The sequence below is a fragment of the Streptomyces sp. NPDC060194 genome, assembly GCF_042728285.1.
Lineage (GTDB): Bacteria > Actinomycetota > Actinomycetes > Streptomycetales > Streptomycetaceae > Streptomyces.
Map to the genome: position 1 here is coordinate 1 of NZ_JBHWZH010000165.1, position 12087 is coordinate 12087.

Sequence of the window (12087 nt, forward strand, 5' to 3'; positions counted from 1 at the left end):
CCCCGGGGCCCTTCCTCACAGCAGCTCGCGCAGCTTGTGTGCGAGGAGGTCCCAGCGCCACTTCCCCTCGACCCACTCGCGGCCCCGCTCGCCCATGCGGGCGCGCAGGGCGGGGTCGAGGAGCAGGGCGGTGACGCGCTCCGCCGCGGCGGCGGAGTCCGCGCCGGGGACGACCCAGCCGGTCTCGCCGTCGAGGACCGCGTCGGGCGCGCCGCCGGAGTCGCCGGCGACGACGGGCAGGCCCGTCGCGGAGGCCTCCAGGTAGACGATGCCGAGCCCCTCGACGTCGAGGCCGCCGCGCCGGGTGCGGCAGGGCATGGCGAAGACGTCGCCGGCGCCGTAGTGGGCGGGGAGCTCCGCCCAGGGGACGGAGCCGGTGAAGCGTACGGAGTCGGCGACGCCCGTCGACGCCGCGAGGGCGCGCAGGTCGGACTCGTACGGGCCGCCGCCGACGACGAGCAGGACCGCGTCCGGGACCGCGCGCAGGATCGCGGGCATGGCCCGGATCAGCGTGTCCTGCCCCTTGCGCGGCACGAGGCGGGAGACGCAGACGACGACGGGGCGCTCGGTGAGGCCGAGCCGGGCCCGTACCGCGTCGCCGCCGGAGCCGGGGTGGAAGGTCTTCTCGTCGACGCCGGGCGGCAGTTGGACCATCCGCGCGGCCGCCGCCGGGGTGAGCGCGGCGGCGATCCGGGAGCGGGTGTACTCGCCGAGGTAGGTGATCGTGTCGGTGCCCTCGCCGATCCGGCGCAGCAGCTGCCGGGACCCGGGCAGCTGCGCCCACCCGGCCTCGTGGCCGTGCGTGGTGGCGACCAGCCGGCGCGCCCCGGCCCGGCGCAGCGCGGGCGCCATCAGCCCGAGCGGGGCCGCCGCGCCGAACCAGACGGAGGTGCACCCGTGCTCGCGCAGCAGCGCGGTGGCCCGGGCGGTGACGCGGGGCGTCGGCAGCAGCATCGTGGTCCGGTCGCGGACGACGGTGAACGGCTGCTCGGCGTCGAACTCCGCGGTCGCCGCCCGGCCCTCCTCGCCGCGCTTCCAGGTCGAGGCGTAGACGACGACCCGGTCGGGGTCGAGCCGCAGCGCCATGTTGTGCAGGAAGGCCTGGATGCCGCCGGGGCGCGGGGGGAAGTCGTTCGTCACGACCAGGGTCTTGTCCATCGCCGTCGACCCTAGCAATGCCGCCCGGCCCCGCCTGATGGCTCCCGCACCTGCGGGGACGGCATCATGGCGGACGCACCTTCCTGAGCCCGGCGCGCGCCGACGAGATCCGACGAGGACGACGAGCAGCATGACCCCACGCACCAGCGGCGTCCCCGCGTCGCTGATCCCCCTCTGGGCCCTCACCAGAGCCCTCCTGATGCTGTCCGTCCTCAAGGTGGTCACGGTTCCGGGCCCGGACGTGACCAGCGACGTCTCGGTCATCTACCAGGGCTGGTTCGAGGTCCTGAGGACCGGCACCTTCCCACTGGACGACGTCACCTGGCAGTACCCCCCGGCCGCCGCGCTCGCGATCCTCTCCCCCGGCCTGCTCCCGTTCCTCGGCTACACCGAGGCGTTCTTCGTCCTGGTGCTGCTCGCGGACGCGCTCGTGGTCGGCCTGCTCACCTACGCGGGCCGCCGACCGGGGAAACGGTTCGCCGGGGCCTGGATCTGGACGGCGGGCATCCCGCTGGTCGGACCGACGGCCTACGCCCGCTACGACCTGTTCGTCGCCGCGGTGGCCGTCGCCGCCCTGCTCGCCGCGGCCCGCAACCCGCGGGTGCTGGGCATGCTCGCCGCCTTCGGCGCGCTGCTCAAGGTGTGGCCGGCGCTGCTGCTCGTCGGCACCCCGCCCGGGCGGGCGACCCGCAGCGCCTGGAGCGTCGCGGCGGTCTCGGCGGCCCTGCTGGCCGCGGTGTTCACGGTGACGATGCCGGGCGCGTTCGCGTTCCTCACCTTCCAGAAGGACCGCGGGACCGAGGTCGAGTCGCTGGGCGCGCTGGTCTTCCACGTCGCCCGGCACTTCGGCTGGGAAGGGCAGGTGCTGCTGAACTACGGCTCGGTGGAGTTCCTCGGCCCGCACGTCCCGCTGGTCAGCTCGGCGGCGCTCGCGCTCACCGTCGGCGCGTTCAGCTGGCTGGTCGTCTGGCGCGTCCGGGCCCGCCGGTTCACGGCCTCCACGCCCGCGGACGCCGCCTTCACCGCGGTGCTGCTGTTCACCACCACCAGCCGGGTGATCAGCCCGCAGTACCTGGTGTGGCTGGTCGGTCTCGCCGCGGTCTGCCTGGTCTTCCGCGGCAGCCGGATGGCGCTCCCGGCCGGCCTGGTGCTCGCCGCGGCGGGGGTGACGTTCCTGGAGTTCCCGATCTGGTTCTCCCACGTGGTGGCGAGCGACCCGCTCGGCATCACCCTGCTCGTGGTGCGCAACGGGCTCCTCGTGGCGGCCTCGGTGACGGCCGCCCGCCGGCTGTGGGTGCACACCGTCGACGCGGCGGCGGACGACGAGTCGGAGGTCAGCTCAGCTGATCCCGCACGTACTCCCGCCACCGCGCCGTGAACTCCTCGACGTCGAGGCCGAGTTCGGACTGCAGGGCCTCCTCGGGGCCGACCTCGCCGGCCGCCCGGTAGAAGGCGAGGAGCTTCTCCTCCCCCCAGCGGCCGGCGATCATCCGGACGGCCAGCCAGCCGCCCTCGTAGGCGCGGGCGAGTTCGTCGGAGCTGCCCTGGAAGCGGAAGCCGTCGTCGGCGGGCAGCCGGTGCGGCAGCCGGCTCTCCGCGGCGTCGCCGCTCAGCTCGGGGGCGATCTGGCGGGGCGTGCGCCCGCTGCCGAGGTAGCCGACCCAGTCCGCGAAGCCCTCGGAGAGCCACAGCGGGGTGCGGGAGGTGGTCGCGGCGCGGGTGGCGACGTGGACCGCCTCGTGGGTCAGCACGACCCGCTTGCCGAACGAGCCGAGCGCGGCGTACGCGTCGGGGTTGACGACGATCCGGTCGGCCGGTGCGGGCTTGCCGCCGGTCTCGCCGGTGGTCACCGCGGCGATCCCGCGGAACCCGTCGGCCTGCCCGCCGAGGAGCTGCGCCATGCCGTCGAGCGACGACGGCACCAGGACGACGACCCGCTCGGGCCAGCTCTCCGGCCAGGACCGGCCGACGGCCGGGACGGCCTCGTCGGCGGTGGCCGCTATGGCGCCGAGCACCGCGCGCGGCTGCCCGGAGCCGAGGACCGTGCTGTGCGCCCCGCGGACCACGGTGACGTCCCCCTGCTCCCACAGCTGCTCGGGACCGCTCTCGGAGCTGACGTACCAGCGCCCGTCCCGCCGGGTCAGCTCCAGCGTGCGGGGAGCGCGGACGGGGGCCCGGTCGTGGCCCTCGATGCGGTAGCCCAGGTCGGCCCGGACGGTGGCCCGCCCGCCGTCGCGCTCCAGGTCGGTGAGGCGGTACGACCAGGACCCGATCGGCACCCCGTCGAGCCGCTCGAACTCCGCCCGCTCCTGGGCCCGCAGCCCCGGCGCCGCCGGGTCCACCACGGACAGGTAGGCGTCCCGGTCGCGGTCCGCGAGGGCGGTGGCGCGCGAGTCGAGCAGGGCGCGGATCTCGCCCGCCGCCGGGTCGTCGAGTCCGGGCCCGGCGCAGGCGGCCAGCAGCGCGACCAGCGGCAGCAGGACGCACCACGCCCGCCCCGTACGCCTTTGGCCAGTCATGTTCCGATGGTAACGAGAGTCGGGAGTCCGGCGGCAGCCTCAGGGACGGGTGACGGCGCCGACCGGCATCATGCCGACCAGGTCGTAGCGGACGGGGGCGCCGGGGTAGGGGGCGTGCACGACCTGCCCGTTGCCCATGTACAGCCCGACGTGGCTGGCGTCGTCGCGGTAGGTGACGATGTCGCCCGGCTGCGCCTGGGCGAGCGGCACCTGCCGGCCGGCGTGCCGCTGGGCCTGCGAGGTGCGCGGCAGCCCGACGCCCGCCTGCCCGTACGACCACTGCACCAGGCCCGAGCAGTCGAAGCCGCTGGGGCCGTTGGCGCCCCAGACGTAGGGGCGGCCGACCGCCTGGCGGGCGGCGGCCACGGCGGCGGCGGCGCGCCCCGAGGAGGGGACGGCGGAGCCGGTCATGGCGGGCAGGTCGGCGCGCGCGGAGCGGGAGGAGCGGTCGAAGGCGGCGCGCTCCGCGTCCGGCATCGCCTCCAGCAGCCGGCGCGCCTCGGTGAGCCTGGCCTCGACGGTGCGCTTGTGGCGGGCGACGGCGGCCCGGCTGCGCTGGAGGTCGGCGAGGGTCCTGGTGGCCTCGGAGCGCTCCTGGCCGAGGGTGCGCTGGATCTCCTGGAAGTCGGCGAGCCGGCCGGCCTGGCGGGCGTTGAGGCGGTCGAGGGCCGAGGCCTTGTCCAGGTAGCCGGCCGGGTCCGCGGAGAGCATCAGGGCGAGGGTGGGGTCGATGCCGCCGTCGCGGTACTGGGCGCCGGCGAGCGCGCCGAGGTCGTCGCGCATCCGGTTGAGGCGCTCCTGGCCGCGGGCCAGGGCGTCCTGGGCGCGCTCGACCTGCCCGCGCAGCCGGTCGGCCCGCTCGTCGGCCTTGTTGAAGGCCTCGGTGGCCCGCTCGGCCTGCTCGAAGAGCCGGTCGACGCGGGCCCGCGCCCGCTCCGGTGTGTCGCCGGGCTCGGCGGTCGCGGGGGCCGCGCCGAGGGCGGCGGCCGCGGTCGCCGCGGCGGCGGACAGGACGGTGACCCGGGCGGCCTGGGAGAGCCCCGGGTACGGGAGATGACGTCGATGCTGGGCCACGGCGCTGGACGCTAGCAGCAGCCCGCGGCTGCTCCCGGCAGGCCGGACCGGTGCGACAAGCGCGCCCCGCCGGGGACTTCGCAGGTCACCGGCGGGGCGGAAGGTCGGCTTCGTACGCCTGAATTCGCCCGGACGGTCGACGGGTCACGTCGGTGGGCGACGGCGTCGGGGGCGGACTCGCCGCCCCCGGCGGGTCAGAGGCGGACGCCGAACTGGAACGGCATGTTGTTGATCGACTCGTAGCGGACGACCGCGCCGGTGCGCGGGGCGTGCAGGATCTGGCCGTTGCCCGCGTAGAAGCCGACGTGGTGCAGGTCGCCGTAGAAGATGACCAGGTCGCCGACCTGGAGTTGGCTCTGGGAGTAGATCCGGGTGCCCGCGTTCGCCTGGGCCTGCGAGATCCGGGGTATCTGCCGGCCGGCCTGGGCGTAGGACCAGGAGGTGAGGCCGGAGCAGTCGAAGGAGTTCGGGCCGGCGGCGCCGTAGACGTACGGCTTGCCGAGCTGGCCCTGCGCGATGGCGTAGGCGGAGCCGGTGATGCCGGAGGCGGCCTTGACGGCGCCGCCGCCACCGTTGCCGGTGCCGAGCTGGGCGCGGTCGGCGGAGTCGCGGCTGGCGCGCTCCTCCTCCTCCTGCAGGGCGGCGCGCTCGGCGGTGGTCAGGGTGTTCAGGAGCGTGCGCGCCTCGGCGAGCTTGCCCTGGACCTCCTTCTTCTTCCTGCCCAGCTCGGTCCGGGTGTCCGCCAGGTCTGCGAGCTTCTCGGTGGCTTCCTTGCGCTGCTGGGCGAGGTCGCGCTGCTTCGACTGGATCTCCTGGATCGCGTCGGCCTGCTTGGCGCTGAGGCTGTCGAGCGCGGAGGCCTTGTCGAGGTAGGAGTCCGGGTCGCCGGAGAGGAGCAGCTGCAGGGAGGGGTCGATGCCGCCGGACCGGTACTGGGCGCTGGCCATCGTGCCGAGGGCGGAGCGCTGCTCGTTGAGGTCCTGCTGGCCGCGGGCGACCGCGTCCTGCAGGTTGTCGATCTCGTCCTCGAGCTTCTCCTGCTTCTCCTTGGCCCCGTTGAACTTCTCGGTGGCCTTCTCCGCGTCCTCGTACAGCTTGTCGACCTTCGCCTTGACCTCGCTCTTGGTCGGCTTGGGGTCGGCCTGGGCCGTCTGGGACGTCAGGGCGACGGCCGCGGCGGCGGTCGCGGTGAGCACGGTCACCCGGGTGCGGCTCGGCTGCTTGGGTCGACGGTGGGACGCCACGAAGGCGGCTCCTTCTTCCTCTCAGCCGCCGGCCTGCCCGAAGGCGAACAGGTGGTTCGGCGGGACCTGCACCGTCACCCCGAATGGGTGATCAACCGAGTGGAGGTTCGAGCCGTGACAGTAGTGACCTTCCTGTGATCAGATCAAATCCTCCCGGGCAAAATCTCGTTGACGGCGTGATTCTTTACCCGCGTCCCACCGGTAGTGACCGGCCACTGACGGAGCGCACGGAACACAAGCCCCGATCCGGGCATCACGTACGGGAGTTGACCAACGCGGCTATCCGCGCGAAAGCCGCTTCAGGAGCAGTGCGGAGGTGACCGGGCGGGCGCCGGCCTTCGCGATCCCGTCGGCCACCTCGCGGTCGGTGGAGGCGACGATGACGGGCCGTCCGGGCGGCTCGGCGCGCACCAGTTGCCGGATCAACTCGTCGGCGGTGACGCCCGGTTTGCTGAACAGGACCCGCACCCCGCGCGGCGGCGCGAGCAGCACCGGGGTGAGCAGCTCGGCCCCGTCGAAGACGCAGGTCATCTCGGCGCCGGTCTGGGCCGCGAGCGCGGAGAGCGAGCCGAGCAGCCGCAGCCGCTGCTTCTCCAGCGGCATCGTCGGATAGCCGGTCTTGGTGACGTTGTAGCCGTCCACGACGAGGTGCGCCTGGGGCAGCGCGAGCAGTTGGTCGAGGACCGCGGGGTCGCTGTCGGACAGGGCGCGGGCGGCGATGTCCTTCGGGCTCATCCGCCCGGGCTCGACGGCGTCGACGGTCTCGGCGGGGCGCACGGAGACCGGCGGCAGGGCGAGTTCGCGGCGCAGCCCCTGGGCGGCCTCCAGGACGGTGTCGAGCAGCAGCCTGACCCGCATGTCCTCGACGCTGCGGCCCTCGCGCACGGCCTTGCGGCCGGCCTCCAGGGACGCCTCCGCCTCCCCGAGCCGCCCCTTCAGGCGGCGGGACTCGCTCTCGGCGGCCGACACCTGGGCGGCGCCCTCGGCGCGGACGCCCTCCATCTCGGCGGTCAGCTTGCGGACGGCGGCCTCGCCGCGCTTGACGTCGTTCAGCGCGCTGCGCAGCTTGCGCTGGAGGGACTCGTTCTCCTTCTTCGCCGCGTCCAGCTCGGCGCGCATCCGCTCGCTCTCGCCGCGGGTCAGGCTGCGGGCCTGCGCCAGCTCCTCGCGCAGCCGCTCCAGCTCGGCCCTGGTCTCCTCGCCGAGTCGCTCGGCGTCCGCGCGCTGCGCCTCCTCGCCGGCCGCGGCCACGAGCTTCACCCAGCCGGCCGGGCGCAGCACGTACGCCGCGGCGGCCACGTCGACGGGGTCGGCGGCGGCCGGCGGGGAGCCGGCGTCGACGGCGGAGGCCAGCTCCGGCTGGGCCTCCTTGAACAGCTCGCCGATCCGCCGCCGGAAACCGGCGTCGCTCTCCAGGGTGGCGGCCATCACGGTGCCGGCGAACTTCGCCCGCCGCGAGGGGGTGAAGCGGGCGTACTGCCGCAAGGGGGCGGGGAGTTCGCCGACGGTCAGCCCGCCGAAGGCGTCGGAGACCAGGCCGACGACCCGGCGGCGGACGCCCTCGGGCAGCGGCCGGTCGAGCACCTCGGCATCGCCGGCCGCATCGGCCGGCTCGGCGCCTCCGGCTGCCTCCGCCATCCCGTCACTCCAACTCGTCCCCAGGGGAACCGCTCCCTCAGGAGTCGGTGCCCGGCCTGTCCACCAGTTCGATCTGGTCCGCGGCGTTGCACCAACGGCAGCGGACCGACTCGATGGTCTCACTGACCACCTCGCGCTCCTCCACCTTCGGCGCCCCGGCCAGGTCGAGGTGGACGTACTCGACGACCTTCGAGGAGCGCGTCACGTCGAAGCGCGTGAGGTTTCCGCACAGCGTGCAGCGCCAGCGGGTCGTGTCGGTCGGCAGGGGAACCGTCATCGCTTTGTCCGTCCCGGATCGTGTCGTGTGCCGTGTCTCGTGCCGCGTCTCGTGCCCCGGGTCGGCGTCCCGGGAACCATTGTCGCCCCCTCGGGAGCGCGTCCGGCGCCGGTAACCCTACGGCCTGCCGACCGCTCTCCGTCGCGCTCGGTCACTGCGTGGGACGACGGCGAGGCGGTATGACCGCTTCTGTACGCCTACGTCATGATGTCCCCCATGCCCTCCTCGCCGCCACCGTCGGCCCGCGCGTACACCCCGGTGGTGACGTACGCCCTGATCGCCGTCTGCTGCCTGGTCTTCGTCACCAGCCCGGCCTCCGGCCTCGGCGCGACCGCCGGCGGGGAGCAGGAGCTGCTCGCGGCGCAGCAGGCGTACTTCGAGCGCTGGGGCGTGGTCCCGGCCGAGCTGGTGAGCGGCGACCCGCGGGCGCTGCTCACCCCGGTCACCGCCCTGTTCGTGCACGGCAGCTGGCTGCACCTGCTCGGCAACATGCTCTTCCTGTACGTCTTCGGCGCCATGGTCGAGGAGCGGATGGGACGCCTGCCGTACACGCTCTTCTACCTCGTGGTCGGCTCGCTGGCCCTGGTCGGCTACGCGCTGGTCCACGCGGACTCCGTCCAGACCCTGGTCGGCGCCTCCGGGGCGATCTCGGGGGTGCTCGGCGCCTTCCTCTTCCTGTTCCCCGGTGCGCGGGTCACCAGCCTCTTCCCGTTCCTGCTCTTCCTGCCGCTGCGCTTCCCGGCGTGGATGGTGCTGGTGTTCTGGTTCACCCTGCAGTGGGTCGCCGCCTGGCAGGACGCCAACGGCCCCGGCGTCGCCTACCTCGCCCACCTGGTGGGCTTCTCCCTGGGCTTCCTCTACGCCTGGGTGGTCTTCCGGCGGCCGGATACAGTGGCGGCACCAGCGCCGGCCACCGAGGGAGAATGCCAGCCGTGATCACCGCGATCGTGCTCATCAAGACCAGCGTCGACCGGATCCCGGAGATCGCCGAGTCGATCGCCTCGCTGGACAACGTCCACGAGGTCTTCTCCGTGACCGGGACGTACGACCTGATCGCCATGGTCCGGGTCGCCCGGCACGACGAGCTCGCCGAGGTCATCCCCGGCCGGATCAGCAAGATCCCCGGTGTCGAGGGCACCGACACCCACGTGGCCTTCCGCGCCTACTCGCAGCACGACCTGGAGACGGCGTTCGCCATCGGCCTGGACGCCTGAGCGCGGACGGGGCCCCGAACGCCGGAACGGCCGGGTGGTCCTCGCCCCGGCCGTTCCGCACACCTCACCGCTGTGCCACCGCTGTCACACCGCGGGCACGCAACGCCCGTCCACGGTCCGGTAGTTCCAGCGCGCGCCCTCGGTGACGAGCTCCTTCACCGCGCCGACGAAGCGCTCCACGTGCTCGTCGGGGGTGCCCGCCCCGAAGCTGACCCGGATCGCGTTGAGCGACTTCTCCCCCGGCGCGGCCTCCGGCGAACCGCACTCCCCCTGGGTCTGCGGGTCGCTGCCGAGCAGCGTGCGCACCAGCGGGTGGGCGCAGAAGAGGCCGTCGCGCACGCCGATGCCGTACTCGGCGGAGAGCGCCGCGGCGAAGTGCGAGCTGTTCCAGCCCTCGACGACGAAGGAGATGACGCCGACCCGCGGGGCGTCGTCGCCGAACAGCGAGAGCACCCGCACGGCCGGCACCTCCGCGAGCCCCTCGCGGACCCGGGCCACCAGCCGCTGCTCGCGCGCGACGAGCCGGTCGAAACCGGCCTCGGTCAGCGCCTTGCAGGCGGCGGCGATCGCGTACACCCCGATGACGTTCGGCGAGCCGGCCTCGTGGCGGGCCGCGGTGGTGTGCCACTCGACGTCGACCCCGCCGTCGGCCCGGCGGCCGACCGTACGGGACGCACCGCCACCCGCCAGGTAGGGCTCGGCGGCCTGCAGCCAGTCGGCGCGGCCCGCGAGGACGCCGGAGCCGAAGGGCGCGTACAGCTTGTGCCCGGAGAAGGCGACCCAGTCCACGTCGAGGTCGGTGACGGAGACCGGGTGGTGCGGGGCGAGCTGCGCGGCGTCGAGGACGATCCGCGCGCCGTGCGCGTGCGCCGCGGCGGCCAGCTCGCGGACCGGCCACAGCTCGCCGGTGACGTTGGACGCGCCGGTCACGCAGACCAGCGCCGGCCCGTCGCCGGCGCGCGCGGCGAGCGCCCGCTCCAGCGCGGCGACGGCCTCGGCGGGGGTGCGCGGGGCGTCGAGGTAGGTGACCCGGGCGTCGCGCCACGGGAGCAGCGAGGCGTGGTGCTCGGTCTCGAAGACGAAGACCTCGCAGCCGGCGGGGAGCACGGCGGCGAGCAGGTTGAGCGAGTCGGTGGTGGACCGGGTGAAGACGACCTGGTCGTCGGCCCGGCAGCCGAGGAACTCCGCGACGGCGACCCGGCTGTTCTCGAACAGGTCGGTGGAGAGCTGCGAGAGGTAGCCGGCCCCCCGGTGCACGCTGCCGTAGTACGGGGCGTAGGCCGCGACGTCGTCCCAGACGCGCTGGAGGGCGGGGGCGCTGGCCGCGTAGTCGAGGGCCGCGTAGGTGACCTCGCCGCCGGTGACGAGCGGGACGGTCACGTCGTGGCCGAGGACCGGGAGCGGGGCGGTGGTGGCCTGGCAGGCTGCATCGACGGAAACAGACACGAGTGACTCCCTCGGGACCAGGACCCCCGGGGGCGGTGGCACCTGGATGCCGGAAGGGGTCCGCGCTTGCCGCAGACCTTGCTGTCCGCGGCCCGGTCTTCACCCAGGGCACCCCGCCACGGACGGAGGGTTGCCGGACAGCGGGCTGGGGCCTTTGTCGCTGTCACTCATGACCTGCCGAGCATCCTGCCACAGGGCCCGGCGGACGCACGAGTGCGGTCCGGAACGTGAGACCGGACCGCACCCGTCACACCAGCCTCAGTGGTGGGTGGCCGCCACCCAGCGCTTGAGGGTCGCCTCGGCGGCCCCGGTGTCGATCGAGTCCGCGGCCCGCTCCATCCCGGCCCGGATCCGCTCGGCCAGCGGTCCGTCGGACGGATCGAGCGCGACCAGCGCCGCGGCCGAGTTCAGCAGCACCGCGTCCCGCACGGGGCCCTTCTCCCCGGCGAGCAGCCGCCGGGCGACCTCGGCGTTGTACGTGGCGTCGGCCCCGCGCAGCGCCTCGATCGGGACCGGCTCGATGCCGACGTCGCGCGGGTCGAAGGCCTCCTGCCGCACCTGCCCGTCGCGCACCGCCCACACCGTGGAGGTGCCGGTGGTGGTCAGCTCGTCCAGGCCGTCGTCGCCGCGGAAGACCAAGGCGCTCGATCCGCGCTCGGCGAGCACGCCGGCGATGATCGGGGCCATCCGGGCGTCGGCGACGCCGGTCGCCTGGGCGCGGACCTTGGCGGGGTTGGTGAGCGGGCCGAGGAAGTTGAAGATCGTGCGGATGCCGATCTCCTTGCGGGCCGAGGCCGCGTACCGCAGCGCGGGGTGGAACTTGACGGCGAAGCAGAAGGTGATCCCCGCCTCCTCCGCGACCGCCGCGACCCGCTCCGGGGCGATGTCGAGGTTGACCCCGAGCTGCTCCAGGACGTCCGAGGCGCCGCTCGCGCTGGACGCGGCCCGGTTGCCGTGCTTGACGACCTTGGCGCCGGTCCCGGCCACCACGATCGCCGACATGGTCGAGATGTTGACGGTCTTCGCGCCGTCCCCGCCGGTGCCGACGATGTCGACCGTCTCGCCCGGCACGGTGATGAGGTTGGCGTAGCCGTACATCGCGCGCACCAGCCCGCCGATCTCCTCCACCGTCTCGCCCTTGGCGCGCAGGGCGGTCGCGAAGGCGGCGATCTGGGCGTCGGTGGCGGCCCCGGTCATGATCCGGCTCATCGCCCACGCCGTGTCGTCCGCGGAGAGGTCGACACCGCCGAGCAGCGAGTCCAGGACGTACGGCCAGGAGCGCGCCGCCGGGGAATCGCCACCGATCGGGGTCACAGCGCTCATGGTCGCCTCCTGGGTCGTCGTCCTCGGGGCCCGCGCGAACGGCGCGCGGACGCACCGAAGCCTATCGGGGCCGGGTTACGCCGAAGCGCTCCGTCCCGAGGGTCGGGACGGGGGGCGGGGGGGCGGGGGGGGGGGCGGGGTGAGTGGTGGGCGGGGGCGCGGGGGTTATAGCGGGGGGCCACGGGCCGGGGGGT

At 74.4% G+C, this 12087-nt stretch carries 11 protein-coding genes and 1 riboswitch; of the genes, 3 read left to right on the forward strand and 8 right to left on the reverse strand.

The features are described 5' to 3' along the window. Nucleotides 1–15 precede the first annotated feature (15 nt). Nucleotides 16–1158, reverse strand: a complete 1143-nt coding sequence (locus tag ACFWEG_RS25475; protein ID WP_387219450.1) for a glycosyltransferase family 4 protein — start codon at nucleotides 1156–1158, stop codon at nucleotides 16–18. Between the two features lie 130 nt (nucleotides 1159–1288). Between ACFWEG_RS25475 and ACFWEG_RS25480 the strand changes: the two genes are divergently transcribed. Beyond that, entirely contained in the window at nucleotides 1289–2536 is a 1248-nt protein-coding gene (locus tag ACFWEG_RS25480) for a glycosyltransferase 87 family protein (protein WP_387219453.1), read from the forward strand. Here the strand turns inward: ACFWEG_RS25480 and ACFWEG_RS25485 are convergent. The 5 genes from ACFWEG_RS25485 to ACFWEG_RS25505 all read right to left on the reverse strand — a co-directional run bounded on the left by ACFWEG_RS25485 (nucleotide 2493) and on the right by ACFWEG_RS25505 (nucleotide 7910). Further along, entirely contained in the window at nucleotides 2493–3677 is a 1185-nt protein-coding gene (locus ACFWEG_RS25485; protein ID WP_387219455.1) for a hypothetical protein, read from the reverse strand. The genes ACFWEG_RS25480 and ACFWEG_RS25485 overlap by 44 nt on opposite strands. A gap of 39 nt (nucleotides 3678–3716) precedes the next feature. Continuing rightward, complete coding sequence (locus ACFWEG_RS25490; protein WP_387219458.1) at nucleotides 3717–4751, reverse strand: NlpC/P60 family protein; 1035 nt, start codon at nucleotides 4749–4751, stop codon at nucleotides 3717–3719. Between the two features lie 194 nt (nucleotides 4752–4945). Further along, entirely contained in the window at nucleotides 4946–5995 is a 1050-nt protein-coding gene (locus ACFWEG_RS25495) for an NlpC/P60 family protein (RefSeq protein WP_387219461.1), read from the reverse strand. A 279-nt stretch (nucleotides 5996–6274) separates the two neighbouring features. Continuing rightward, nucleotides 6275–7633, reverse strand: coding sequence for an NYN domain-containing protein (locus ACFWEG_RS25500; RefSeq protein WP_387219463.1), 1359 nt, complete (start codon nucleotides 7631–7633; stop codon nucleotides 6275–6277). Between the two features lie 37 nt (nucleotides 7634–7670). Next, nucleotides 7671–7910 carry a hypothetical protein gene (locus tag ACFWEG_RS25505; protein ID WP_387219466.1) on the reverse strand — a complete coding sequence of 80 codons (240 nt, stop codon included), beginning with the start codon at nucleotides 7908–7910 and terminating at the stop codon, nucleotides 7671–7673. Between the two features lie 216 nt (nucleotides 7911–8126). Between ACFWEG_RS25505 and ACFWEG_RS25510 the strand changes: the two genes are divergently transcribed. Together ACFWEG_RS25510 and ACFWEG_RS25515 are read left to right on the forward strand one after the other, a co-directional pair. Further along, complete coding sequence (locus ACFWEG_RS25510) at nucleotides 8127–8846, forward strand: rhomboid family intramembrane serine protease (protein WP_387219468.1); 720 nt, start codon at nucleotides 8127–8129, stop codon at nucleotides 8844–8846. Next, nucleotides 8843–9124 carry an Lrp/AsnC family transcriptional regulator gene (locus tag ACFWEG_RS25515; protein ID WP_387219470.1) on the forward strand — a complete coding sequence of 94 codons (282 nt, stop codon included), beginning with the start codon at nucleotides 8843–8845 and terminating at the stop codon, nucleotides 9122–9124. The genes ACFWEG_RS25510 and ACFWEG_RS25515 overlap by 4 nt, the downstream gene beginning before the upstream one ends. Before the next feature lie 84 nt (nucleotides 9125–9208). Here ACFWEG_RS25515 and ACFWEG_RS25520 read toward each other — a convergent pair whose 3' ends face one another. Both ACFWEG_RS25520 and trpD read right to left on the reverse strand, forming a co-directional pair. After that, nucleotides 9209–10570 carry an aminotransferase class V-fold PLP-dependent enzyme gene (locus tag ACFWEG_RS25520; protein ID WP_387219473.1) on the reverse strand — a complete coding sequence of 454 codons (1362 nt, stop codon included), beginning with the start codon at nucleotides 10568–10570 and terminating at the stop codon, nucleotides 9209–9211. Nucleotides 10571–10627: 57 nt separating this feature from the next. Then, nucleotides 10628–10745: riboswitch (SAM riboswitch) on the reverse strand. Nucleotides 10746–10828: 83 nt separating this feature from the next. After that, nucleotides 10829–11893 carry an anthranilate phosphoribosyltransferase gene (trpD, locus tag ACFWEG_RS25525; RefSeq protein WP_387219475.1) on the reverse strand — a complete coding sequence of 355 codons (1065 nt, stop codon included), beginning with the start codon at nucleotides 11891–11893 and terminating at the stop codon, nucleotides 10829–10831. Nucleotides 11894–12087: the final 194 nt, after the last annotated feature.

Excerpts from the sequence above, each read along its gene's own strand:
- ACFWEG_RS25485 (WP_387219455.1), bottom strand. The coding sequence starts at position 3,677 with ATGACTGGCCAAAGGCGTACGGGGCGGGCGTGGTGCGTCCTGCTGCCG.
- ACFWEG_RS25500 (WP_387219463.1), bottom strand. The coding sequence starts at position 7,633 with ATGGCGGAGGCAGCCGGAGGCGCCGAGCCGGCCGATGCGGCCGGCGAT.
- ACFWEG_RS25510 (WP_387219468.1), top strand. The coding sequence starts at position 8,127 with ATGCCCTCCTCGCCGCCACCGTCGGCCCGCGCGTACACCCCGGTGGTG.
- ACFWEG_RS25475 (WP_387219450.1), bottom strand. The coding sequence starts at position 1,158 with ATGGACAAGACCCTGGTCGTGACGAACGACTTCCCCCCGCGCCCCGGC.
- trpD (WP_387219475.1), bottom strand. The coding sequence starts at position 11,893 with ATGAGCGCTGTGACCCCGATCGGTGGCGATTCCCCGGCGGCGCGCTCC.
- ACFWEG_RS25505 (WP_387219466.1), bottom strand. The coding sequence starts at position 7,910 with ATGACGGTTCCCCTGCCGACCGACACGACCCGCTGGCGCTGCACGCTG.
- ACFWEG_RS25480 (WP_387219453.1), top strand. The coding sequence starts at position 1,289 with ATGACCCCACGCACCAGCGGCGTCCCCGCGTCGCTGATCCCCCTCTGG.